Genomic DNA, 22,757 nt, shown 5'->3' on the forward strand with positions numbered 1-22,757 from the left:
AGTATTAACTTTTAAGCGGTGCCTCTTTTGTTTGTTTTTCTACAGGTTTTACTAGATTTTTAATTCGCTTGACTGGATTTTATGTTCACTTTATTCATATAATTAAAAGGATAAATAATAAATGTAGTTAACAATAGGTGGTGCCAAATTTGGAGAACTCTGGACTTATTCTTGAAGGTGGCGGAATGCGCGGAGTATATACGGCAGGGATACTCGATGTTTTTATGGAGAATGACCTTTATTTTCCGTATGTGATCGGTGCATCTGCTGGTGCTTGTAATGCTGTATCATACCTATCACGGCAGCATGGAAGAAATCGCACGGTGAATCTAGAATATAGCTCTCATCCTGAATATATTTCATATAAGAATTGGTTGTTTAAGAAGAAGGGTTTGTTCGGTATGGACTTTATATTTGATGAACTTCCGAACCGCCTAGTTCCCTTCGATTATGCTGCATTTAAACAATCAAAAGAACGATTTGTAGTCGTTGTAACAGACGTAAGAACTGGCCAACCCGTTTATTTAAATAAAGAAGATTACGAAGAGATGGAGATCTCAAATGTCTTACGTGCATCGTCGTCCATTCCTTTTATCGCCCCAGTGGTCGAACTTGCAGGAGGTCAGATGATGGATGGTGGGATTGCGGATCCTATTCCTGTTCATAAAGCTTTGAAAGATGGCGTCCAAAAAGGAGTCGTTGTCCTGACTCAGAATCAGGGGTATCGTAAGAAAAAGCCTAAAATGACATGGGTAACGAAAAAGTTCTATCCTGAATACACAGGTCTCGACGAAAGTTTACGTGGACGCTACATCAAGTATAATGAAACGCTTGATTTTATAGAGAAAGAAGAGAAAAGAGGCAATCTATTTGTACTTCGTCCCATGGAGAAGATGATAGTTAAAAGAATAGAACGCGACCCTAAACGCCTCGGAGTCCTTTATGAACAAGGAAGAGTAGATGCTATCAACCAATTGGAGAACTTAAGAAGTTGGTTATCAGATTAAATAAAACCACTCACACGTATCATTTCATGCTGAAAAGAAGATAAGCTTGCTATAGAAGTCTTGGAACAGATCTCTATAGCAAGCTTTTTTCATTTAGTATATCTTCTGAATAACTTGCTCAATATCAGGTTCTTTCATTTGAATATCGATGGGTTCGCCCCATTGTGTTACGTTTTGAAGTAAGAGGGGTGAAGAAAGCAAAGAGCGGTCATAATCAATTACTAACTTCTCGTCTTCCCATGTCATTCTTTCAATTCCTTCTAATTGAATTTCAGTGGTGTTTGGTTTTACGCGATACTGAACCTCCATGACACTTGGCAAGCCAATATTTTTACGCAAATCTTCCAAAGTACCATCTAAAACAATCTTTCCGTGATTGATCACAATCACACGGCTACACAACAATTCTATATCATCCATATCGTGTGTGGTTAACAGGATGGTCTTCTTCTCATTTTGGTTAAGTTCCTTTAAGAAGGCGCGAATACTTGTTTTGGCATTCACATCTAATCCGATCGTAGGTTCATCTAAAAAAAGGATGTCAGGATCATGAATCATGGCTGCAGCGAGGTCTCCGCGCATACGTTGCCCTAGAGAAAGCTTTCTGACAGGGGTATCCATAAACTTACCAATCTGAAGCATATCATCATATAACTTCAAAAACTGACGGTACTTCTCATCAGGTACTTTATACATTTCTTTTAAAATATCAAATGAATCACGTAAAGGAAGGTCCCACCAAAGCTGTGTACGTTGTCCAAATACAATGCCAATCTTTTTGGCTACTTCTTTTCTTTTTTTCTGTGGGCTCAACCCTCCGACTTTGATCTCACCGCTAGTCGGATGAAGAATTCCGGATAACATTTTGATCGTAGTGGATTTTCCTGCTCCGTTCGGTCCGATGTAACCTACAAATTCTCCTTCTTTAACAGAAAAAGAAATATCATCTACAGCCTTTACAATATGATGTTTTGTAGAAAGGAGAGAAGTAAACGAACCGATAAAGCCTTTCTTTGTTTCATAGATTTTAAAATGTTTATTTAATTGTTGAGCTTCAATCATATAAAGTCCTCCTCAACTTCCTGTACTATGGTAATGGCGAATTCCAAACTTCCAAAATTTCAATGCAATGAATAGAAAAAGGATCGCAACAACAGGTGGTAAAGCTAGATTCCAAAGGTCACCGCCTTTTTTCAAAAGAAACAGAATAGGTGTATAGTTCATGAATCCTACTGGAATGATCGTGAAAAAGATGATTTTCAGCCAGCCGGGATAGATGTTCATTGGATAATTGGCTGCATTAAAAGGAGCATATAGAGTAAAGGTTTGAAAATCTTTGATCCTCTGAGTCCAAAAGGCAATTGTAGCTGTGATCAAACCAAGTGAGAAACAAATAAGTACTCCAGAAAAAATGGTTACCGGTAGATAAATTAACAAAAGAAATAATTCAACGTTATTAAGTTTTAAACCGATAATAGAAATAACAAGGATCAAAACACCTTGTATCGTTCCTCCTATTCGGGATAGGTCTAAGTTCTTAGTTAAAAGCAGTGATAACGGAGAGACAGGTCGAATTAGAAGACTATCGAATTCACCTTCGACCATGTATCGTTCAAAATTATGTACCTCTACACAAAATACTCTGTACAGCGTAATAGCAACAGAAGAGATTCCATAGAGCAAGCCCACTTCATAAAGGTTCCAACCTTTGACATCGTCAAAGCGCTGCAGGATAGCTGCGAGCAGCACAAAATCTACCGCCATGATCAAACCGTATGATAAGGAGGATACAAGAAAGTTCATCTTATACTGCATACGCGAACGCAAACTTCCTGATAATAGTTTCAGATAAAGGTTCATGACTTATCCTCCTTGAATTTCTAACTTATGGCGAGCCTTCTCAGTTAGCCATAGATTGAAGCTTGTTAATACCACGACCCAAATCAGCTGGATAAGAATAACCTCACTCGAAACTTTCTCAAGAAATATCATGACAGGGTAATAGATGGCTCCTGCAAAAGGCAAATAGGGTGTGATAGTAGATAGGGGAGCTGGAAGTAGATCAATAGGGACAAGCTGTCCTCCAAGTCCAACCAATAATGTGAAATTCACAAAATGTGCCCAGTTGATCTCAGTCGTCCAGCAAGCACTTAATCCTACTAGATAATGCAAGTTAATAGAAATAATCATGGCAAACAGAATTGAAATACATAAGAAAAAATAGGTCGGAATGTATTGAGGAACATAAAAGCCTACCGTTAACGAAAAAGCAAGCCCAATAGGAAGAGAGCGAAAGAACAAGTTATACAATAGTCGTCCAGCTTCTTGAGAGGTAACATATAGAAAGAAGTTTGTTGGTCTTGCGAGTTCTAAAGAGATTGCACCATTTCTTACACCGTTTTGAATATTGAGTCCTGCCGTTAAGAAACCGGATAACCAGAGGATGCACTGTACAGCCGCAATGTAAAAGGTCATATCTAGGGCACTGTAGGGACTTTCATTCTCTTTTCCTTGCAGCACACCGACCCATATTGCAATAAAAACAAACCCGAAGATTGCACTCGCCGCATTATTAATCAGATGTGCCACTTTGTATTGCATGTTACGCATAAAGCTTTTTTGTAAAAGAATCCAATAAACCATAAGTCCCCCTTTATGAAGTTTTCATTTTTTAGCGCAGAATTATAAAATAGCAAATTTTACAAAAGTTTGCAATTCTTTTTTGGAGGTAATTAATATGTCATGTTCACAATGTCGTCCAACAGGAGATTTTCCGGAAAGTGGCTTTATTCATATCCGTACCGATCATCCCGTCCTTGTGGAAAGTTTGATGAATTTATTTAAAGAGCATGGTTTAGAAGGCATTCATTCTGGAAATGTTGCATCAGCAAAATATAGCAATCTTATAGAACTGCAAGATTTCATGGAGAAGGCACTTGAAACCTTTAACGACATTGCTGTGGGATCGTATAATTGTTCCGTTACTTCGACATTGGAAGAAATAAGTGTTTTCACACCTTGGATTTCTTTTCAGCATTTTTATGAAAGAATGAAGCATATCGATTTGTATGGAATTATTCAACAGCAGCTTTTTACTACACATTCTCAGCCCATTGTTTCTTTACAGAGCGAAGAAATTTATGGATATGAATTCTTACTTCGTCCATTGTCAGAGGAAAATGAGTTTAAACCGTATGAACTTTTTCAGTTTGCTGAACGATCGGGTTTACAGGCGTTATTGGACGGAAATGCGAGGATGACTTCCATTCGTAACAGCTCTGGGGCCGTTGCGCCAGGATTGAAGCGATTCATCAATTTCCTTCCATCATCCATCTATGATCCAAAGCATTGTTTAGCTACAACATTTAAAGCAGCTGCTGAGGCAGGAGTAGATCCGAACGATCTAGTCTTCGAAGTGGTGGAGACAGAAGAGATCGCAGACATCAATCATTTAAAAAGCATACTAACAGCTTATCAAGAGCAAGGAATGAAAGTAGCATTAGATGACTTGGGTGCGGGCCATTCAACCCTTTCTGTATTAAAAGAGCTGAAACCAAACTATGTTAAGATTGACCGTAAAATCATTTCTTTCTGTGATGAAGATTCTTCTAAAGAAGATATGATCCAGCAGATCGTTGAAGTAGCAAAAGAAATAGGTGCAGTGGTTCTTGCAGAGGGAATTGAAAGAAAAGAAGAAGCGGCCATCGCTTTAAGATGTGGAGTTGAGCTTGCTCAAGGCTACTATTTTGGTCGTCCAGTTCCAACAGAATCATTAGCTGCAGCAGTCCAATAAATTTACGAAAACCTTATCAAAAAAAGATAAGGTTTTTTTTAACGAATGACTTGGAATAATAGTCAACTTCTAGTAATCTATAGGTAGATGCTTTTGTAATATAATTGTAAAATTAACGGGAATATTTCCAAAAGGAGCGGAATGATGGTAACGAAAGCGGATCCGGAAAAAAAGAGGAAAAAGTCGCAAGTGCCCTTTCGTTTAAATGTCTTGTTTTTGGTCGTCTTTTTTCTTTTCTCAGTCCTTATTTTGAGGCTAGGTGTTCTCCAAATTGTAAATGGAGAGGAAAAACGACTAGAGTCTGAAGCAGTTGAAGAAGTTATCGCAAGGAAAGAAGCGCCACGAGGAAAGCTGTTAGATAGCAACTTCCGTGAGGTGGTAGGGAATGAACCTTTCTTTTCTTTAACATATACGAAAACAGTAGATACAAAAGCAAAAGACACGATGCGGATTGCAGAATGGCTAGCTGATCGCCTTGGGGTTACCGAAGATCAGATCAAAAAAATCACAGAGCGCGATAAAAAAGACTATTTTATCGCAAAACAAGATGTGACCAAGATGATTGAAGAACGTCTTAGCAAGAAAGAAAAGAAACTAAGCGATAAAGATCAATATGTCGCACTCGTCAATAAGATTACAGATGAAGAAATCAAGAGTCTAACTGACAAAGATATTAAGATTCTCGCTTATAAACGTGCGATGGATACAGGTTATGCGTATTCAGCACAACGAATCAAAACGAACTTGAACAACGAAGAAGTTTCCGTTATCTCTGAGAACTTGGGTGACCTTCCTGGGGTAGATATTATGGCGGATTCAAAAAGAATATATCCGTATGGTAGTTCTACCATTTTTGGACAAGTTAAACAGATTCCTAAATCTAAAACAGACTACTTTATGAGTATGGGTTATGACCGAAGCGATCAAGTGGGAGTCAGTGGTCTTGAAGATCAATACGAGAATGTATTACGAGGAACAAAAGAAAAATCAGTTTACCTTACAAATCCAAAAACAGGTGCAACGATAGGTGAACCAAAAACGATTCCTGGTCAACGTGGAAAAGATATCGTATTAACTTTAGATATGGAGCTGCAATTCCAATTAGAGAAGATTCTTGAGGAAGAAATTTTGCGAGCTAAGCCACTAGGAGGAAATGATCTTCTAGACTCAGCTTATATCGTTATGATGAATCCTAAGACTGGTGAAATTAAAGGAATCGCAGGGAAAAAGTACGAAGATGGAGAATTTAGTAACGATGCTTACGGAGCCTTATTTGATGCTTATGAAATGGGATCAACTGTAAAGGGCGCAACCGTATTGACTGGTCTTCAACAAGGACTGATTCATATGGGTGAAGTTATTGTGGATAAACCCTTCACAAAAAATAAAATGAATAAGTCTTCATGGAGAACCATGGGGCCAATAACAGACTTACAAGCTTTAATGATGTCTTCTAACGTTTATATGTTTAATATCATGGACCGCATGATTGGACCAGAACATTGGACACAAACATACGCTAAAGCTCGTTATTCCTTTAATCAATATGGTTTAGGTGTAAAAACAGGGATTGACTTTCCAAATGAAGCAATCGGATATGAAGGAAAACCTCCTGAAGGAGAATCAGGTACGTTATATGACTTAGGTATCGGTCAGTTTGATACGTATACAACAATGCAGCTTGTTCAATATGTATCTACCATTGCAAATGATGGATATCGAGTTAAGCCACATCTTGTTCGTGAAATTAGAGAACCAGCAACTGATGATAAAAGTCATGGTAAACTCTTAAAACGTTTTGAACCAGAAATTTTAAACAAAATTGATGTTGAACAGAAATACATCGAACGTGTTCAGGATGGATTTTGGCAAGTAATGCATGGATCTAAAGGAACTGCTAAAGGTTATTTCGATGACCCTGCAAAATACCATAATCCAGCAGGAAAAACCGGAACTGCTCAGCGTATCATCAGACACCCGCGTACGGGGAACATTGTAGAAAAACATAATCTTACACTTGTAGGATATGCGCCATTCGAAAATCCTGAGATCGCTTTTGCTGTAGTGGTTCCTGAAGGTACACCACAGAACGGAAACCAGAAGATCAACAAATACATCGGCCAACGCGCACTCGAAGCATATTGGAATCTAAAAGAAAAATATGGTGAAAATGCAGCAACAGTTACCGGTAATTTAGAAAAAGACAGCGAAGATGACTCAGCAGAATAATGCTGAGTTTTTCTTTTTTTGTTTTGAATTTTTAAAAGGCTCTTTGTTGCTTTTAAATCTTTTTTATTTACGTCTAAAACAATTGATTAAAGCGAGCAACATGGAGCGGAAATCAACCACTTTCAAGATAATCAGATTTAAACAAAAGAAAAAACCGGCACATGGCCGGTTTTCTCCTTCATACTATTGTTTATTAGCAGAAGCAAGCTGCCCCAACAATAATCAATAGAATAAATAACACTACTACCAATGCAAAAGAATTGCCATAAGAATAACCCATCGATTTTTCCTCCTTTAATTCTTGCAATTGTTAATTCCATATATCCTATGCCTGTTTTCATAATTGAAGTGGGCAGGAGCCCAGATTCCATTAAAATAGGCTGTAAATGTATGTTTGACTATGAAAGTGTCAACGATTTGTAAAGACTGGATACTTGTGAAGAACATATATTCTTTGTTTTAATGAAAAGAGAAAGAAAATACGTGACAGGGAGTCAGCTTATGAAAAAATTACTCTTACCATTAATATTATTATTTACAATTGTATTCCAAGTGCCTTTATCGGCGTCTGCTCATTCTAAACTCGAAAATTCTACTCCAGCAGAAGGTGAGAAAGTTACAACAGATCTTGAAGCAGTGGTATTAACGTTTTCAACGAAGATTGAGTCGTTAAGTACAATGACATTAAAAAATGGTAATAAAGAGATGCCTCTTCAGATTAGTGTAGAAGATGATCAAATGACTGGGGCAATTACAAACCCACTGAAGAATGGAAACTACACAGTTGCGTATAAGATTATAGGCGCAGATAGTCATGTAATTGAGGGTGAATACTCTTTTTCCGTAGATCGTCCTGAACAAGTACCAGAACAGGATACACAAGAGAAACAAGAAAATGAAGATGAAAATGCACTAACGGATCAAGAAAAAAATGAGAAGCCTAATAACCCAACTTATTTTGCACCACTAACTATTGGTTTAATTATAGTCATTGCGATTGTGTCATTCTTTGCGTTCAGAAGAAAGCGTTAAAGGAAAAGCCTCGAATATATCGGGGCTTTTTTTCGTACTATAGGAAAGGTAACAAAGTGAATTATTTATTTTGTTTTTAGTAAAGATTATGAGCAAATAGATAGTTTTTTCTAACTATTCTGTTATATGATGTATATTGTCTTTTAATTTTTATAAGGGAGAAGGTGCTGGGATTGGATACATTTAAGAGATTAAAAGATTTTTATTGGCCGTATAAAAAGTACTTTTATTGGTCGATCTTAACTTTGATTTTAGTGTCAGGAATCACAGTTGTTTATCCGATGGTCTTACAATTTACCATCGATGAAATTATTATTAAAGGGGAATATTCAACCGTACCATATGTTGCGGTAGGCTTTATACTTCTGATGGTAATTAAAGGTGCAGCTACATACACTCATCAGTTTTATGGAGATCTGTTCGGTATTCGGTCTGTTTATGAACTTCGTGAATCTCTTTATGAAAAGCTGCAGTTTCTTCCATTCGACTATTATGACAATGCAAAGACTGGAGATCTGATGTCGAGGTTAACAGCCGATGTTGAAGGGTTTCGCTTTTTTCTTTCTTTTGGATTCTCACAACTAATCAACTTTGTGTTAATTATAGGGTTTAGTCTCTCCGTAATGTTCTTCTATTCAGTTCCTTTAGCACTCATTACACTGTGCATGATGCCTTTCCTCGCAATCGTTGTTTACAAGTTTGATAAAGAAGTTCATCCCGCTTTCCGGGGAATTCGTAAATCTATGGCGAATCTCAATACGAAAGTGCAGGAGAATATTAGTGGAATCAACACTGTTAAATCGTTATCACGTGAAGATTTTGAGATTAATAAGTTTGATACGTCTAATGAAGATTATAAGTCTCAATACTTAAACACGTCTCATATTTGGGCTAAGTACTTTCCGGTAATGGAATTGATCGGAAATCTATCCGTCGTGTTGCTGCTTGCTTATGGTGGTTATCTTGTTATTCAGGGGAGCCTGACAGCTGGAGAGCTAGTCGCGTTCTTTAGTCTTGTTTGGTATATCATGGGACCCATTATGAATCTAGGGTTTATCATGAACACGTTCTCTCAATCAAAAGCATCTGGTGAACGTCTGTTAGAAGTTCTAGACGAACCTCTTGAGATGGAAGGGAAAGATCGGGAGCTTGAAACAATGCGCTTTCATGGAGAAGTGACGTTTGAAAATGTCACACATCGTTATAAAAACGAGAAAAAAGAAGCGCTCAAAGATATTTCGTTTACCGCAACACCTGGTCAGACGATTGGATTAATCGGTGCAACGGGTTCGGGGAAAACTTCTATTACCCAACTACTTTCTAGGTTTTACAATCCCGAATCAGGAACGATCTTAATAGATGGTAAACCACTTGAAGATTATTCGTTAAGAACGATTAGGAAAAATATTGGTACCGTTCTTCAGGAGTCCTTTTTGTTTTCGTCAACAATAAAAGATAACATCTCTTACGGTAATCCATATGCAAATATGGATGATATTATCGATGCAGCTAAACGAGCTCAAGCTCATGACTTTATTATGGAACTTCCAGATGGTTACGACACGATATTAGGAGAAAGAGGACTTGGGCTATCTGGGGGACAAAAACAGAGAATCTCAATAGCTAGAGCGATTCTTATCGATCCAACAATACTAATTCTAGACGATGCGACGAGTGCTGTAGATATGGAGACAGAATTCAGGATACAAAAGGCTTTAAAAGAAGTGATGAGTGACCGAACGACATTTATTATTGCTCATCGTATCTCTTCTTTAAAACATGCGGATGAAATACTCGTTCTGTCAAATGGGAAAGTAATCGAACGTGGTACACATGAAGAACTGATTCATCAAGAATCTGGAGCGTACCGTAAAATTTATGATATTCAGTATCAAGACAAAGATAAAGTGTTTCAAATGAACGGGCAGGGGGTGTAGGGAAGATGCAGCATTCAAAGGAATCACAGACGAAGAAATCGCCTCGGTTTAAATATTCCTCAGAGCAAGTAATCGATAAACCGTTCAACTGGGGTCAGATTATTCGTTTGTTTCAATATATGAAGCCTTACAGCAAAAACTTGTTGCCGAAAGCAATCATAGCGATGATGGTTTCCACTGCTGTAAGACTTGTAGTTCCTATTTTTATAGGTGTTCTGACGTTTGATCATGCGATTAAGAACAAAGATACGAATCTTCTTGTTACACTAATTGTTGCGATCGCGGGCCTCTACCTCTTATCCTGGGGCGCTAACACATTACGGATAAAATGGATGAACTATCTAGGGCAATATGTGATCTACGACATACGTCAGCATCTGTTCAAGCATATTCAACGCTTATCGCACCGCTTTTTCGATCAGCGTTCTGCCGGATCTATTCTTGTACGAATCATTAATGATGTAAACTCGTTACAAGATTTGTTCACGAACGGTGTAATCAACGTATTGATGGATATCATTCTTCTGTTTGGTATCATTGTCATCATGTTCATCTATAGCCCAGAACTGACACTAGCGATCATGGTCATCTTGCCGCTGATGTTCTTTATCTCAACAAGTTTACGTAAAAAGATCAGACGCTCTTGGCAAGTGGTACGTATTAAACAAGCAAAGCTTAATTCACATCTGAATGAAAGTATCCAAGGGATACGAGTGACTAAAGCGTACACGCAAGAAAAAGAGAACATGAGCTTCTTTAATGGAGTGAACAATGAAACGTATGATAGCTGGAAAACCGCGACACAACAGAACGCATTGTTCAGACCTTTTGTTGAGATGTCTAATGCGATTGGAACAGTTATTCTATTGTGGTTTGGTTCTTACTTGATTCAAGGTGAAGCACTCGAAATTGGGGTGTTTGTTACGTTTGCTTTTTATCTGGGTATGTTTTGGGAGCCAATCTCTCGACTTGGGCAAGTTTACAATCAACTTTTAGTCGGAATGGCTTCATCTGAAAGAATCTTTGAATTTTTAGACGAAAAACCAAATGTTCACGAAAAAGAAAATGCTTATTCTTTTTCAAAAATTAAAGGGGAAATCGAGCTTAAGGACGTTGAGTTTTCCTATAACGCTGATCGAAAAGCATTAAAAGGCATCGATCTAACGATTCAAGGTGGTCAGACCGTCGCACTGGTCGGCCATACAGGGTCAGGTAAGACTACGATCGCAAACTTAGTCAGCCGATTTTATGATCCGACATCAGGTACGGTACAGATTGATGGAAAAGATTTAAAAGACGTTAATCTAGCGAGTCTTCGTGAAAAAGTCAGTGTTGTTCTTCAAGATACTTTCATCTTTTCAGGAACGATCAAAGAAAACATACGCTTTGGGAGACCAGGTGCTTCCGATGAAGATGTTAAGAATGCAGCAAAAGCAGTTGGAGCACATGCGTTTATCGAGAGACTATCGAATGGCTATGAAACAGAAGTTGAGGAAAGAGGAAATGTTTTATCGGTCGGTGAAAGGCAACTTCTTTCTTTTGCCAGAGCACTTCTTGCAGATCCTGATATTTTGATCCTAGATGAAGCAACAGCTAGTATCGATACAGAATCTGAACAAAAGATACAATTAGCTTTAAAGACGCTGTTAAATGGAAGAACAGCAATCATCATTGCACATCGACTTTCTACGATAAGAGAAGCAGATAATATTGTTGTTTTGGATCACGGTGAGATTATGGAGCAAGGAAGTCATGCGGAGCTTATGCGTGCAGAAGGCATCTATTATCACCTAGTCGTATCTCAGTTTAAGATGCTGGATGCGATATAAAAAACGCCTGGGAAATTTTTTCCTAGGCGTTTTGTTTTATTGTAATGCTTTTGAAAGTGTATCAATGTTTTGGTTCATGATAGATAGATAATCTCGCTCTTTTTTTATGTCGTCTTTTGTTAAAGTTTCTAAGTTATGAAGAGTCATGGTTTCTGCACCGACTTCTTTTTTAATCATCGCAGCTACTTTGTTATTTACGTTCTCTTCAAATAAAATATAGTTGTTTTTTTCTTTTTTGGCGTTTTCAATAATCTTCTCGATCTGATTCTGACTAGGTTCATGCGAAGGCGAAAGACCACTGATCGCAATTTGTTCTAGCCCATAGCGTTCTGACCAATAGCCATAAGCAGCATGAGAGACGATGAACGAATTCTTTGGTGCGTTTTTAACTTTTGATTTAAACGATGAATCCAATTCTTTTAAATCGGTAATGAGTGCTTCATGATTCTTTTTAAATTCATCTTTAGAATCAGGGTCCAATTTTGCGAGTCCTTCATAAATATTATCTGCAATTTCCTGTGCAAGGACTGGATCAAGCCAAATATGAGGATCTAAGGAACCATGATCGTGGTGTTCTTCTTTCTCATGAGCGTGATCATCTTCATGTTCTTCTTCTGTAGCATGGCTTTCACCTTCATGCTCTGCAGATTCATGATAGGAAATTCCTTTAGCGCCATCTATGATAGGCATATCTTCTTCTTTTAATGTATCTGCAACAGAAGATGAGAATTCATCAGACTCAAGTTTGTTGTAAACGAAAGCATCACCTTCCGTCATTTCTACCATCTTTTTCGTAGAAGGTTCATACGTGTGTGCATCCGCACCAGGAGGTATAATAGAAGATACTTCTACATGCTTGCCTCCGATTCTTTCAGTGAAATATTCTAATGGATACATGGTGGTGTAGATTTTCAATGTACCGTCTTTATTATCAGATGTGCTATTATTACCGCATGCTGCTGAAAAAATCAGCATTATCGATACGCTTAGTAAGCTTATTATTCGCATTTACTTTATCTCCTTTCAAACAATCCTTACTCATTATAAACGTAATGATTACGATTTGTAAAATGTTATTTCTTGCATCCGAAATTTTTTCTCTAGATGATAAATAAATAGTCTAAAACGAATCTCTAAAGGGTAGTGATTTAACAAGCAGATAGAAGTCCTTTTTGGTATAATAAAGAAGGTGTTTTTATCTAAGCGTTTAAATAAGCGTGAATCAGGCTTAAAAAGGAGAGCGCGTACTAACATGAATATTGCTTTTTATTTGTTGCCTAAAGATGAAGTGAAGTATTTGAACCCAGAAGCAACGATGAGACAGGCACTTGAAAAGTTATCTTACCACAAGTACACCTCTGTGCCTCTCGTCTCAGAAGAAGGACGCTACATAGGAACGTTAACGGAAGGCGATCTTCTATGGAAACTTAGAGAAGCCTTTGACAAAGGATATGATGAGGTATTAAAAACGAAATTAGTGAATGTACCTCAGCGTATAAATAATATTTCTGTTTCCATCAACTCTAACATGGAAGATCTTATTACTTTGTCTACCGACCAAAATTTTATACCTGTTACAGATGATGACGGTCATTTTATCGGAATTATTAGGAGACGGGACATAATCAAGTATTGTGCAAATTTAATCTGGAATAAGGAAGTTACGAAAGATTAAGGCTTAATGTCTTAATCTTTTTGTACATATAGGAGGATTATTTCAAGTGAAGATACTTGCCGTTGCAATGGGTGGAATCGTTGGAGCCTTGCTACGTTTTTGGTGCGGTATGTTTCTTTTCAACCCAGAGGGATCTTTTCCGTTTTCTACTTTTTTTGTAAACGTAATCGGCAGTTTTATTCTAGGGTGGTTCGTAGTTTATGGTGTGAAAAAAATAAAGAGCAACAACTTAATAGTGGCTCTGCAGACAGGTGTAATTGGTTCTTTTACAACATTCTCTACATTTAACACAGAAATATTATTACTGGTTGAGGATCAGCTGTATACAATGGCATTTTTATATTTTTCTGCAAGTGCTGTTACAGGTGTTATTGCTATCTACTTGGGAATGAAGTTAGGTACTATTACATATGGCAAAGCGGGTGCAGAACAATGATAGCACAAACAATAGCAATAGCTGCAGGTGGAGCGGTAGGTGCGGTTGTGCGCTTTTTAATTAGTCAACGAATAAATAGAGGTTTTCCGTGGGGAACTTTGGCTGTTAACATTGTTGGATCGTTTCTGTTAGGGTGGTATGTGGCGGATGAAGGAGACGGTTTATTGAGTTCACTTTATGCGACTGGTTTTTTGGGAGCTCTCACCACGTTTTCCACCTTGCAGTTTGAAGCAGTAACATTATTAAAGAGTCATGCTAAAAGAGGTCTAACGTATTTGTTACTTACATATATATTAGGACTACTAGCAGCTTGGACTGGCTTTTTTATTGGATTAAGATGAAGAGGCTATTTTCAAAAAGATTGTTGATGTTTGGATGCATCTTGCTCTCTTCTGAAGCAAGTTGTCTGAAGTGGAAGGTTGCCGACTCCTATGGGACGAGCGGTCAGGTGGAGACTCCTAAAGGCGCAAAGCGGCATTCCCAAAAGTGGAAGTGACCCGTTCAGCCCCAACAAGCAAAAGGTAAATGGGCTTGGTAGGCGTACTTTGCCTTCTTGACCGTTTAACTTTTGACCTCGAGGGGGCTAGTCACTGCAATTAAACAGGAGGCTCACCGTTCGCCCTATGGAATGCGAGCAGCCTGGAGCGGAAGTCATTTACTTTCAAAGACTAACATGTATACGAAAACAGCCAATCAAAACATTAAAGGAGATATAATGAAAGATTTAGTGATTTCTTTATTAGAATGGATTATGAGTTTAGGACACTTAGGCATTGCACTTGGTTTGATGGTTGAAGTGATTCCGAGTGAGCTGGTTTTATCTTATGGAGGGTATATGGTGTCTCAGGGACACTTGAACTTCACTCTGAGTGTTATTGCTGGAACGATCGGAGGAACAATAGCACAGCTCTTTTTGTATTGGATGGGATATTACGGAGGTCGTCCATTTCTTGAGAAATATGGAAAGTATGTACTGATCTCGAAAAAGCAGATCGATTTATCAGAAAGATGGTTCAATAAATATGGGACAGGTGTCATCTTTTTTGCACGATTTATTCCGGTTGTGAGACATGCAATAAGCATTCCGGCGGGAATCGCGAAAATGTCATTCGCTAAGTTTACATTGTTCACAACATTAGCGGTTATACCTTGGTCGATCTTCTTTATAGAATTAGGTAGCCGACTTGGCTCTAACTGGGAGGATATAAAAACAATCGCAGCTCCCTACACACGAGGAATCATGATCATAGCCGTTGTTGTTATCTTTTTGTTCATTCTTTATAAAGTAAAGAAGAAATAGTCATTGCTATCATACGATCTTACACGTGAAAGCCTGGTATTTATGCTCCAGGCTTTTATTTATTATTCTTCAAATGATGCATAGACAAATTCTAACGAGGGATGTACACAACATATATATGGCTACCGCAATATAAATGAAAGGAGTGCAAATGAGATGGATACATTTATTAAGAGTTATCATGAAACATACAATGCAGCTAAAGTGAATGAGTTGCTTCTGCGCATCAAAGAACACCAAGGTAAAGAAAATATGGCTGCGAAAGTGTCTGAAGCGATGGAAATCTGCGGATTCACCCCTGGAGATATCGAGCAAGTGCTGAAACAACTACGAGGGGGGGACAGACCCTAGACAATTACACTTTCACCAACTTTGTCCATCTGCAGTGGACACCTTTGATATACATTCCTACCTATATACTAAAATTGATTAAGCCCTTTCTTAGACGATGACCTCACATCTGCGTTATACTTCTTGTAAGAGGTGATGGTTATGGATATAACATTAAGCGCAAAGAAGTATATAGAAGAAGTGCTTGAAATGAATAACGCCAATGGAATAAGAGTTTACTTCTCAGGAATGGGCTGAGGCGGTCCTAAGCTTGGCCTGGCTCTGGATGAGCCTGAAAACACAGACATTATTGAAGAAATCAACGGAATACGAGTGGCCTTTGATCCAAGGATCAAAGAGCAGACTTCTGCATTAAAACTAGACTTTGAAGATTCTAAACATGGATCGGGTCTTGTGATGCTCGGACAGGACGATTGCTGTTAACAAATAGAACCGCTAGTGACTTCGTAAAAGTCACTAGCGGTTCTATTATTGTTTAGATTTTCTAACTAGCGGTTCTATTATTGTTTAGATTTTCTAAATCCTGAGTCCATCGCTTCTTTTTCTGTACAAAACCATTTTTCGGGCTTTGTCATTTTATAATATCGTCCACTCTCTAGGTGATAAATTTTATCTCCAGAAGAGCTAATATTACCTTTAATCTTACACTCTTTATTTATGGCTTGTTCAGGCTGTTCAACATCATCTGAAACATAACCTTCTTCTTGCACATAGTTCTCTATGCTCCAAATACCAACACTGTCTTTTTGGGCTTGCTTTTGGATACGTTCGTACTGATCTACATACTTCGTATTTGGCTCAAACACATAGGCTACACGTGCTAATCCTTTCTTTAGCAGGTTTTCCTGAACGCTTTGGCCATCTGCATATACGTACGCGAGAAGACGACCGTATTTATCCCGTTCTCCAATTCCAAGTTCTAACTGAACATCAGCGCCTTCTAACATATCTAATGTGTATGTACTAGCTTCTTTGCTAAATGGCTGAACAGGTTTGGAAGGATGAACACTTTCCGGCGTATCGACGAGCAGAAAGCGGACGGTTTCTAATTTTCCATCAACTCGAACTTTAATCGTATCACCGTCAATAACCTTTTCAACTTTTACAGGAATTCGTTTTTCGTCGTTAGAAGTCAGATAACTACAGCCAGAGATCAGGAGTAATGCGCTAATAACAGAGACTAACATTTTCGTTTTTAACATGTAAACATCCTTCATTTTTTAATTTATTGTATATGCCCTACCTTTTACTATTATAATAAATGATAGATCGTAGAGATTTAGATTACCATACATAATTACTTTAAAATTTACGAAAGGGGATTAGCATGAAGAAGATACAAAGATACCTTATAATCTGTGTAGCGATTCTTCTTACACTCCTGGCCGCCGGATGTGGAAATGAAACGCAATTAAAAGAAGCCAAGCTAGAGAACCAAAACGGTGAACCTATTGTTGTTTTCCCATCAGACAAGCCATCACTCATCTTTTTATTTACAACTGCAGGCTGAGGACTCTGCCAAAAGCAGCTGGTTCAGCTGAATGAAAATATAGGTGAATTTAAAGATATGGATGTAAATATCTATGCGGTAAGCTCTGATACGGTTGAGCATTTGTCTGTCCTTCACCAAGAGATGAAACCTGCGTTTCCGTTTTTATCTGATCCGGAATTTAAGTTCATTGATCACCTGGATATGAAAGGGGACAGTGTAGCTAAACGTGGTTATGCACTGATCGATAAGGAAGGAAAGGTTATCTTTACAAAGGTGAACGACCACTGGGGTGAACAAATCGATCAAACGTCTAAACAGATTCACCAAGAATATAAGAAGTTAGAAAAATAGTCCGCCAACTAACGGACTATTTTTTTCGGATATGTTATCTGTCACAGTTTCTCCATATTAGTTGTTATAAAATGGGGTTATAATGAAAGTAGAAAGACTCTAGGAGGGATTTTCCATGCTTAAAAAATCTTTATGGCTTGCAGCGATCGCCGTTCTTGCTATTGGAATTCTAGCAGCTTGCGGTGGAGGAAAAGACAAGGAAAAAAGTACAAAGAATGCGGAAGAAACGATCACAATTGAAGCTAGCAATTTTAAGTTCGATAAAAAAGAATATGAAATTCCAGCAAATAAAGACGTAGCTCTTAAACTAGAAAACGTTGATGGCAATCACGCGGTCATGATCGAAGGAGAAGACGTGAACGTAACTGGTGGCTCTTCTGATGTTGTAAATTTAAAGCCTGGTGAATATACATTACGATGCAGCGTTCCTTGTGGAAACGGTCATGCAGATATGGTATCAAAACTTGTTGTAAAATAAATAATCAGCCTCTAGCTTTTTAGCTAGAGGCTTTAATTATAACTTTTTAATCTGCAGAAGTTCCTTATTGTAAGTAACTTCACTACTAGTAGAGGCCCATAGATTACCTAATAATCTTGGCATCATTTGGTCTGAAGGAATCAAACCTTTGTGATGTAGAAAGTGTTCAAAATACAAAAGATAGAGCCAAGAAGAAGTAGGGATAAGTATATTTTGAGCAAATTCGTGACTTTCCGTTATCGTTGCAAAAGAATGAGATTCCCAGCCTGAAATAAATCGAGTGCGTTTGCCGTTCAGCTTAGATTCTATGTAATGAATAGAGTGTGCAACTTGTGGGTCATCATCACCATCAGCATGTGCTAGTCTTGATTGAAAATCTAATGACACGGAATCAATATCCTCTACTTCAGCGATGACATGGCATAACGCCTTATCATAATGAGTGTTTAACGGAGTCCACTTGTTTCGCTGAAGCAACTCTACAAATGGTAGTTGTTCAATGGGAATATCATTGTACGGCGGGGGAAAGAGCTGTCTGCCATACTTGATCTCGTGAAGCGTTTTTCTTTCAAAAGAAGTACACACATACCACGTATCTTTTTCGTCCTTAATTAAACGTTCACCAGATTCCAAGGAATATGCGGTGTACAACCCTTTTTTTGAGATTTCATAAGAGGGCAATTCCTCCTCGTGCAATTCACTCAATGTTTCATCATCAGGCTGTTCGATCCCAGCCATTACAAAAGTTGTAATCCGCATAGTTATCCTATTCCTTTAGTTTTTTATTTTCTTAAAGGTATCTTTTAAATCAGTGAATCCTTGTTTAACAGCTGTAAAACTATTTTTCTTTTGGTAAATGTCGTACCTTAAGTAATCCTTCTTTTCTTGAAGAAGTTGCTGCTGTGTTTTTACATCATTCATCCGAGCGGTGATGCTGTCACCTGTACTCTTCATTTGTTGAACAGTACCCATTGATTCTTTCATAGCCTTAATTCCTGGAATTAAAATAAAAAGAGCTGCAGCTGCGCATACAGCTAAGAAAATCCATAACCACATCAATACAATCGCCTCCAATCAATCTATCTATACTAAATTACCCGAAATTGATCAAGAAAAAACAAAAAATCGAGGGAAGAAAGCCTCGATTTTATCGCTTTGGACAAGTAGAACAACAAGTCCCGTTTTCTGTTTTGTAATAAAGGCAGCACGTCTTACGGGTCTTAGTAGGTCCGCAGCCGATCGGAGCTGTAAAACGATGGAATGGGTTCTTCGTTAACCCAAAATGAAATGCTGGTGCTTCCATAAAGAATGCATAATCTTCTTGAATTCTTCTTTTAACTTCTGCCGGATGTTCTTCTGTTAACCACGTTTCATAAACCCACCGTATGTAGATCCAAGCGTTCTCCCAAAGTGTTGCTTTTGAGATGCGTGCCGTACTTGCTATATGATTCAACATGACTGACATGTTCTCTTTAAAAAGTGTTTCTATGACAGAAGAACGCCAGTCCACTCTAAATTCGTCAGCAATGCGAGCTGATGCGTCTTTCAGTGTGAATGATGGAAGCCACATGCTGTCGGAGTTGTGATCGATAAGATAGACATTTTTTATGTTCATATCAAATGACTTGTTAAGGATGGTCATGCCATATAAACAAGAAGTTAAACTGCAATACGCATATCGTTTAAAGAATAGAGAGGCCGTTACAGGGCGTTTGTTCGAACCGATACGTGGTCCTGTTTGATCCAAAAATTGCAGTAGATTATCAGCGTTCAACAATTGTTCGGCAGACACGACAACTTCATTCTCATATGGCGCTTGAAAAGAGAAGCGATAGTTCGAACTGATATGGTTTTTTTCTTCTGCTGTCCAACCGTTTGACTTAGGCGTACTGAGGAGTATTGACATGTCGAACGACTCGCCCCTTTCCATATGGAATACACATTGGTGTGCCGAAAACTGGATCAGGAATTACAGTGCTCGACATTTGGAATACATCTTCTACTAATTGTTCGTTCATAATTTCTTCAGGTGCACCCTGTGCGTAGACGGTTTTATCCTGAATCGCTACAATATGATGAGCATAACGGCAAGCAAGATTCAAATCATGAAGCACCATAACTATTGTTCGCTTTTCTTTTTCATTTAACTCAAACAGCAGATCGAGAATCTCAATTTGATGAGTCATGTCTAAGTAAGTAGTAGGTTCATCTAAGAGAATGGTATCTGTTCCTTGAGCTAGTGTCATAGCGATCCAAGCACGTTGACGCTGTCCACCTGAAAGTGAATCTACCGGTGTTTCCATAAAAGGAATAAGATTTGTCGCACGAAGCGCGTTCATCACGGCTTCTTCGTCTTCTTTTGACCATTGTTGCAACCATGATTGATAAGGAAAGCGCCCTTGCTTAACGAGCTGCAGTACAGTTAATCCTTCAGGAGCAATTGGTCCTTGCGGCAGGATTGCTAGTTCTTTTGCAACTTGCTTGGTAGAACGTTTTGCAACATCTTTTCCATTTAACAGTACATGACCGTGTTTCGGAGTTAGCAGTCGAGCCATTGAACGTAACAGAGTGGATTTTCCACAACCATTGCTTCCGATTAAGACGGTGATTTTACCTTTTGGAATCTGCAGGTTTAACTCGTCGATAATCGGGTCTTTTCCATAAGCTAATGTTAGGTTAGAGGTTGTTATTACAGCCATCTGTCATCCACTCCTGTTATTGGTTTTTAAATAAAAGATAGATAAAGTAGGGAGCACCGATCGCCGCCGTAAAAACACCGGCCGGTACTTCTAATGGTGAGAACAAAGTACGTCCGGCAAGGTCAGCCAATACGACCATAATACCCCCGATTAAAGCCGAAGCTGGGAACAAGCCGCCGAACGATGAGCCTGAGATTCTTCTAGCGATATGTGGTCCGATAAGTCCAACAAAGCCCATTGCCCCTGCAAATGCTACCGCTGAACCAGCAAGAGCTGTACATACCATAAGCAGTAAGAATCGTTCACGGTGAACGGAGATTCCTGCTCCTTTAGTAAGGTCATCACCGAATCCTTGAATGTTCAAACGGCGGACGAGAAGGACTAAGATTGGAATCAATCCAATAAACCAAGGCAGCAATGCTTTTACTTCGTTCCAGGAAGTACCGTACACCGTTCCAGTAAGCCATATAGTGGCTTGACTCGCTCTATAGATCGGTCCCATGAGCATCATGAGCGTTGTTAGGGCCTGTAATAAAGCCATGAGGCCGATTCCTATTAATATGAGGCGGATAGGTGTAACCCCGTCTTTCCAAGCTAATGCATAGATCAAGAAAGCGACGATAGTAGCGCCACCAAATGCAAACAGTGGTAAATAATTGATACTTAATAAAAGATTGTTTGAGTCATCACTGAACATAGTCAGAAAGGCAACTGCAGCAAAACCTGCCCCACCGGTTATTCCGATCATATCGGGAGATGCTAAAGGGTTTCGGATAATACCTTGCAGGATGGCACCTGAAAGAGCAAGTGAGGCTCCTGCAATGAACGCGACTAAAACCCTTGGCAGTCTAAATTCAGTAATGATGAGCTGATTAATATCAAGCCCAGTTCCGATTAATGCATTGAACACATCCCACGGTGCGATATACATATCACCGACACCGATACTTATTAGCATGGCAGCTACTGCTGCGAATGTTAGGGCAATTATGCTAACAGTCGTTTTTTTATCAATTAAAAAAGAAAATGATTTTCGCTGTAAGACCCAGTACTTTCTCATTTTTGAAAAATTCCTTTTCGAACAATATATATGAAGAATGGTGTACCGATAAGAGCTGTTACAACTCCAACAGGTGCTTCTTCAGGCATGATAATATAACGTGCGCCGATATCTGCAACGACGAGCATAATGCCACCGATAATAGCAGAGTATGGCACGATCCAGCGGTGATCATTTCCGACGAGATATCTAGCAAAATGAGGAACAACAATACCTATGAAACTGATAGGGCCGGCTATTGCAACTGATCCTCCAGCTAGTATGATAACCATGAGTGCTGCCGCTAGTTTAAAAACGACTGTTTTTTGACCTAAACTGATGGCAACATCTTCACCAAGTGCAAAGGCGTTTAACTGCCTTGATAATAAGATGGAAATCACCCAAGCGATAACAAGTGCCGGTAAAACAGCTGCTAGCATAGAAAGTTTTCTTCCTTCTACTGAACCGGCTAGCCAGAATAGAACTTCATCTAGTGCTTTTTCATTGGTGACGAGCATTCCTTGCGTGAGAGATGCAAAAAGAGCGGCCATAACAGCTCCGGCTAGTGTTAATTTGACGGGTGTAAGTCCACCTTGACCAGCAGAACCTAATGCGTAAGCCAATCCTGCAGCGACTGCAGCTCCTAAGAAACCGATCCACATAAATTGCTGTATAGAAGAGATTCCGAGGAACGTAACACCAAAAACAATAAAGAATCCAGCACCGGCATTAACACCAAATATATCTGGAGATGCAATTGGATTTCGAGTTAGCGCTTGCATGAGGACTCCGGCAATACCTAAAGAGATTCCAACAGCCATACCTACAAGTGAACGCGGAACTCGAGAAAGTTGAATAATTAAATGTTCGTTCGAACCGTTAAAAGCCGTATATGCTTCAATGGCTTGTTTGAGTGAAGTGTTCGTATAACCTAGCACAACGCTCATGACCATTATAATGAGCGCAATCATTATGCCAATGATTAGCCCGGCTGTCTTAGTTTTATTTCCGTATAATATTCCGTTCATCAGAGCCTCTTTTAATAATGAAAGTTATTCTCATTTATCAGTTTAAAAGTAAAGTAGGGTTCTGTCAATGACTTTGAAAAT

At 38.7% G+C, this 22,757-nt stretch carries 26 protein-coding genes and 1 pseudogene; 15 read left to right on the forward strand and 12 right to left on the reverse strand.

Annotated elements, in window-relative coordinates:
* Positions 1-149 precede the first annotated feature (149 nt).
* Positions 150-1,007 (forward strand): patatin-like phospholipase family protein, encoded by an 858-nt coding sequence (locus I5J82_RS03885; RefSeq protein WP_198766744.1) that lies wholly within the window; start codon positions 150-152, stop codon positions 1,005-1,007.
* Positions 1,008-1,100: 93 nt separating this feature from the next.
* Here I5J82_RS03885 and I5J82_RS03890 read toward each other — a convergent pair whose 3' ends face one another.
* From I5J82_RS03890 to I5J82_RS03900, 3 genes are read right to left on the reverse strand one after another with little or no spacing between them, the layout of a single operon-like run.
* The gene (locus I5J82_RS03890) at positions 1,101-2,069 is read right to left on the reverse strand and encodes an ABC transporter ATP-binding protein (RefSeq protein WP_198766745.1); all 969 of its coding nucleotides are present in this window, start codon (positions 2,067-2,069) and stop codon (positions 1,101-1,103) included.
* Positions 2,070-2,081: 12 nt separating this feature from the next.
* Positions 2,082-2,867 carry an ABC transporter permease gene (locus I5J82_RS03895; RefSeq protein ID WP_198766746.1) on the reverse strand — a complete coding sequence of 262 codons (786 nt, stop codon included), beginning with the start codon at positions 2,865-2,867 and terminating at the stop codon, positions 2,082-2,084.
* Positions 2,868-2,870: 3 nt separating this feature from the next.
* A complete protein-coding gene (locus I5J82_RS03900) occupies positions 2,871-3,650 on the reverse strand; it encodes an ABC transporter permease (protein ID WP_198766747.1) in 780 nt (259 codons plus the stop codon).
* 94 nt (positions 3,651-3,744) lie between these two features.
* Here I5J82_RS03900 and I5J82_RS03905 point away from each other — a divergent pair, with 94 nt between their 5' ends.
* Together I5J82_RS03905 and I5J82_RS03910 are read left to right on the forward strand one after the other, a co-directional pair.
* Positions 3,745-4,800 carry an EAL domain-containing protein gene (locus tag I5J82_RS03905; RefSeq protein WP_198766748.1) on the forward strand — a complete coding sequence of 352 codons (1,056 nt, stop codon included), beginning with the start codon at positions 3,745-3,747 and terminating at the stop codon, positions 4,798-4,800.
* A 144-nt stretch (positions 4,801-4,944) separates the two neighbouring features.
* The gene (locus I5J82_RS03910; protein ID WP_198766749.1) at positions 4,945-7,029 is read left to right on the forward strand and encodes a peptidoglycan D,D-transpeptidase FtsI family protein; all 2,085 of its coding nucleotides are present in this window, start codon (positions 4,945-4,947) and stop codon (positions 7,027-7,029) included.
* Between the two features lie 193 nt (positions 7,030-7,222).
* On the opposite strand, the gene I5J82_RS03915 is transcribed toward I5J82_RS03910, so the two are convergent.
* The gene (locus I5J82_RS03915; RefSeq protein ID WP_082820548.1) at positions 7,223-7,309 is read right to left on the reverse strand and encodes a YjcZ family sporulation protein; all 87 of its coding nucleotides are present in this window, start codon (positions 7,307-7,309) and stop codon (positions 7,223-7,225) included.
* Between the two features lie 221 nt (positions 7,310-7,530).
* Here I5J82_RS03915 and I5J82_RS03920 point away from each other — a divergent pair, with 221 nt between their 5' ends.
* The 3 genes from I5J82_RS03920 to I5J82_RS03930 all read left to right on the forward strand — a co-directional run bounded on the left by I5J82_RS03920 (position 7,531) and on the right by I5J82_RS03930 (position 11,827).
* A complete protein-coding gene (locus I5J82_RS03920) occupies positions 7,531-8,061 on the forward strand; it encodes a copper resistance CopC family protein (RefSeq protein WP_198766750.1) in 531 nt (176 codons plus the stop codon).
* A 173-nt stretch (positions 8,062-8,234) separates the two neighbouring features.
* Positions 8,235-9,998, forward strand: a complete 1,764-nt coding sequence (locus I5J82_RS03925; protein ID WP_198766751.1) for an ABC transporter ATP-binding protein — start codon at positions 8,235-8,237, stop codon at positions 9,996-9,998.
* A gap of 5 nt (positions 9,999-10,003) precedes the next feature.
* Complete coding sequence (locus I5J82_RS03930; RefSeq protein WP_198766752.1) at positions 10,004-11,827, forward strand: ABC transporter ATP-binding protein; 1,824 nt, start codon at positions 10,004-10,006, stop codon at positions 11,825-11,827.
* 36 nt (positions 11,828-11,863) lie between these two features.
* On the opposite strand, the gene I5J82_RS03935 is transcribed toward I5J82_RS03930, so the two are convergent.
* On the reverse strand, positions 11,864-12,835 hold the full coding sequence (locus tag I5J82_RS03935; protein ID WP_198766753.1) for a metal ABC transporter solute-binding protein, Zn/Mn family: 972 nt from the start codon (positions 12,833-12,835) through the stop codon (positions 11,864-11,866).
* Between the two features lie 244 nt (positions 12,836-13,079).
* Between I5J82_RS03935 and I5J82_RS03940 the strand changes: the two genes are divergently transcribed.
* From I5J82_RS03940 to I5J82_RS20660, 6 genes are all read left to right on the forward strand, one after another.
* On the forward strand, positions 13,080-13,502 hold the full coding sequence (locus I5J82_RS03940; protein ID WP_066392775.1) for a CBS domain-containing protein: 423 nt from the start codon (positions 13,080-13,082) through the stop codon (positions 13,500-13,502).
* 46 nt (positions 13,503-13,548) lie between these two features.
* Positions 13,549-13,938 carry a fluoride efflux transporter CrcB gene (gene crcB, locus I5J82_RS03945; protein ID WP_198766754.1) on the forward strand — a complete coding sequence of 130 codons (390 nt, stop codon included), beginning with the start codon at positions 13,549-13,551 and terminating at the stop codon, positions 13,936-13,938.
* The gene (locus I5J82_RS03950; protein ID WP_198766755.1) at positions 13,935-14,279 is read left to right on the forward strand and encodes a fluoride efflux transporter FluC; all 345 of its coding nucleotides are present in this window, start codon (positions 13,935-13,937) and stop codon (positions 14,277-14,279) included. Before crcB ends, I5J82_RS03950 begins: the two co-directional genes overlap by 4 nt.
* Before the next feature lie 374 nt (positions 14,280-14,653).
* The gene (gene uptA / locus I5J82_RS03955) at positions 14,654-15,238 is read left to right on the forward strand and encodes an undecaprenyl phosphate transporter UptA (RefSeq protein WP_197127418.1); all 585 of its coding nucleotides are present in this window, start codon (positions 14,654-14,656) and stop codon (positions 15,236-15,238) included.
* A 156-nt stretch (positions 15,239-15,394) separates the two neighbouring features.
* Positions 15,395-15,589: a hypothetical protein gene (locus tag I5J82_RS03960; protein ID WP_198766756.1), complete on the forward strand. Its 195-nt coding sequence runs from the start codon at positions 15,395-15,397 to the stop codon at positions 15,587-15,589.
* A gap of 141 nt (positions 15,590-15,730) precedes the next feature.
* Positions 15,731-16,012, forward strand: coding sequence for an adhesin (locus tag I5J82_RS20660; protein ID WP_198766757.1), 282 nt, complete (start codon positions 15,731-15,733; stop codon positions 16,010-16,012).
* A 77-nt stretch (positions 16,013-16,089) separates the two neighbouring features.
* On the opposite strand, the gene I5J82_RS03970 is transcribed toward I5J82_RS20660, so the two are convergent.
* Positions 16,090-16,791 (reverse strand): thermonuclease family protein, encoded by a 702-nt coding sequence (locus tag I5J82_RS03970; protein ID WP_233096401.1) that lies wholly within the window; start codon positions 16,789-16,791, stop codon positions 16,090-16,092.
* Between the two features lie 125 nt (positions 16,792-16,916).
* Between I5J82_RS03970 and I5J82_RS03975 the strand changes: the two genes are divergently transcribed.
* The 3 genes and pseudogenes from I5J82_RS03975 (at position 16,917) to I5J82_RS03985 (ending at position 17,910) form a co-directional block, all read left to right on the forward strand.
* On the forward strand, positions 16,917-17,099 hold the full coding sequence (locus I5J82_RS03975) for a hypothetical protein (protein ID WP_198766759.1): 183 nt from the start codon (positions 16,917-16,919) through the stop codon (positions 17,097-17,099).
* A 15-nt stretch (positions 17,100-17,114) separates the two neighbouring features.
* Positions 17,115-17,432, forward strand: a pseudogene (locus tag I5J82_RS03980) (redoxin domain-containing protein); the annotation flags it as partial.
* Positions 17,433-17,547: 115 nt separating this feature from the next.
* A complete protein-coding gene (locus tag I5J82_RS03985; protein ID WP_191752706.1) occupies positions 17,548-17,910 on the forward strand; it encodes a cupredoxin domain-containing protein in 363 nt (120 codons plus the stop codon).
* A 36-nt stretch (positions 17,911-17,946) separates the two neighbouring features.
* On the opposite strand, the gene I5J82_RS03990 is transcribed toward I5J82_RS03985, so the two are convergent.
* From I5J82_RS03990 to I5J82_RS04015, 6 genes are all read right to left on the reverse strand, one after another.
* The gene (locus tag I5J82_RS03990; RefSeq protein WP_198766760.1) at positions 17,947-18,669 is read right to left on the reverse strand and encodes a hypothetical protein; all 723 of its coding nucleotides are present in this window, start codon (positions 18,667-18,669) and stop codon (positions 17,947-17,949) included.
* A 15-nt stretch (positions 18,670-18,684) separates the two neighbouring features.
* Positions 18,685-18,969, reverse strand: a complete 285-nt coding sequence (locus tag I5J82_RS03995) for a hypothetical protein (RefSeq protein WP_198766761.1) — start codon at positions 18,967-18,969, stop codon at positions 18,685-18,687.
* A gap of 88 nt (positions 18,970-19,057) precedes the next feature.
* Complete coding sequence (locus tag I5J82_RS04000) at positions 19,058-19,816, reverse strand: IucA/IucC family C-terminal-domain containing protein (protein WP_198766762.1); 759 nt, start codon at positions 19,814-19,816, stop codon at positions 19,058-19,060.
* Positions 19,791-20,609 carry an ABC transporter ATP-binding protein gene (locus I5J82_RS04005; RefSeq protein WP_198766763.1) on the reverse strand — a complete coding sequence of 273 codons (819 nt, stop codon included), beginning with the start codon at positions 20,607-20,609 and terminating at the stop codon, positions 19,791-19,793. Before I5J82_RS04005 ends, I5J82_RS04000 begins: the two co-directional genes overlap by 26 nt.
* A gap of 16 nt (positions 20,610-20,625) precedes the next feature.
* Positions 20,626-21,669, reverse strand: a complete 1,044-nt coding sequence (locus tag I5J82_RS04010; RefSeq protein ID WP_198766764.1) for a FecCD family ABC transporter permease — start codon at positions 21,667-21,669, stop codon at positions 20,626-20,628.
* The gene (locus I5J82_RS04015) at positions 21,666-22,676 is read right to left on the reverse strand and encodes a FecCD family ABC transporter permease (protein ID WP_198766765.1); all 1,011 of its coding nucleotides are present in this window, start codon (positions 22,674-22,676) and stop codon (positions 21,666-21,668) included. Before I5J82_RS04015 ends, I5J82_RS04010 begins: the two co-directional genes overlap by 4 nt.
* Positions 22,677-22,757: the final 81 nt, after the last annotated feature.

It is taken from the genome of Fictibacillus halophilus, assembly GCF_016401385.1.
Classification (GTDB): Bacteria; Bacillota; Bacilli; order Bacillales; family Fictibacillaceae; genus Fictibacillus; species Fictibacillus halophilus.

Bases quoted from the DNA above. Each gene is read 5' to 3' on its own strand.
- I5J82_RS03915 (WP_082820548.1), bottom strand. From the start codon at position 7,309: ATGGGTTATTCTTATGGCAATTCTTTTGCATTGGTAGTAGTGTTATTT.
- I5J82_RS03935 (WP_198766753.1), bottom strand. From the start codon at position 12,835: ATGCGAATAATAAGCTTACTAAGCGTATCGATAATGCTGATTTTTTCA.
- I5J82_RS03905 (WP_198766748.1), top strand. From the start codon at position 3,745: ATGTCATGTTCACAATGTCGTCCAACAGGAGATTTTCCGGAAAGTGGC.
- I5J82_RS03970 (WP_233096401.1), bottom strand. From the start codon at position 16,791: ATGTTAAAAACGAAAATGTTAGTCTCTGTTATTAGCGCATTACTCCTG.
- I5J82_RS03960 (WP_198766756.1), top strand. From the start codon at position 15,395: ATGGATACATTTATTAAGAGTTATCATGAAACATACAATGCAGCTAAA.
- I5J82_RS03910 (WP_198766749.1), top strand. From the start codon at position 4,945: ATGGTAACGAAAGCGGATCCGGAAAAAAAGAGGAAAAAGTCGCAAGTG.
- I5J82_RS03930 (WP_198766752.1), top strand. From the start codon at position 10,004: ATGCAGCATTCAAAGGAATCACAGACGAAGAAATCGCCTCGGTTTAAA.
- I5J82_RS03890 (WP_198766745.1), bottom strand. From the start codon at position 2,069: ATGATTGAAGCTCAACAATTAAATAAACATTTTAAAATCTATGAAACA.
- I5J82_RS03895 (WP_198766746.1), bottom strand. From the start codon at position 2,867: ATGAACCTTTATCTGAAACTATTATCAGGAAGTTTGCGTTCGCGTATG.
- I5J82_RS04010 (WP_198766764.1), bottom strand. From the start codon at position 21,669: ATGAGAAAGTACTGGGTCTTACAGCGAAAATCATTTTCTTTTTTAATT.
- I5J82_RS04005 (WP_198766763.1), bottom strand. From the start codon at position 20,609: ATGGCTGTAATAACAACCTCTAACCTAACATTAGCTTATGGAAAAGAC.
- I5J82_RS03975 (WP_198766759.1), top strand. From the start codon at position 16,917: ATGAAGAAGATACAAAGATACCTTATAATCTGTGTAGCGATTCTTCTT.
- I5J82_RS03985 (WP_191752706.1), top strand. From the start codon at position 17,548: ATGCTTAAAAAATCTTTATGGCTTGCAGCGATCGCCGTTCTTGCTATT.
- I5J82_RS03900 (WP_198766747.1), bottom strand. From the start codon at position 3,650: ATGGTTTATTGGATTCTTTTACAAAAAAGCTTTATGCGTAACATGCAA.
- uptA (WP_197127418.1), top strand. From the start codon at position 14,654: ATGAAAGATTTAGTGATTTCTTTATTAGAATGGATTATGAGTTTAGGA.
- I5J82_RS03990 (WP_198766760.1), bottom strand. From the start codon at position 18,669: ATGCGGATTACAACTTTTGTAATGGCTGGGATCGAACAGCCTGATGAT.
- I5J82_RS03920 (WP_198766750.1), top strand. From the start codon at position 7,531: ATGAAAAAATTACTCTTACCATTAATATTATTATTTACAATTGTATTC.
- I5J82_RS04000 (WP_198766762.1), bottom strand. From the start codon at position 19,816: ATGTCAATACTCCTCAGTACGCCTAAGTCAAACGGTTGGACAGCAGAA.
- I5J82_RS03950 (WP_198766755.1), top strand. From the start codon at position 13,935: ATGATAGCACAAACAATAGCAATAGCTGCAGGTGGAGCGGTAGGTGCG.
- I5J82_RS03940 (WP_066392775.1), top strand. From the start codon at position 13,080: ATGAATATTGCTTTTTATTTGTTGCCTAAAGATGAAGTGAAGTATTTG.
- I5J82_RS04015 (WP_198766765.1), bottom strand. From the start codon at position 22,676: ATGAACGGAATATTATACGGAAATAAAACTAAGACAGCCGGGCTAATC.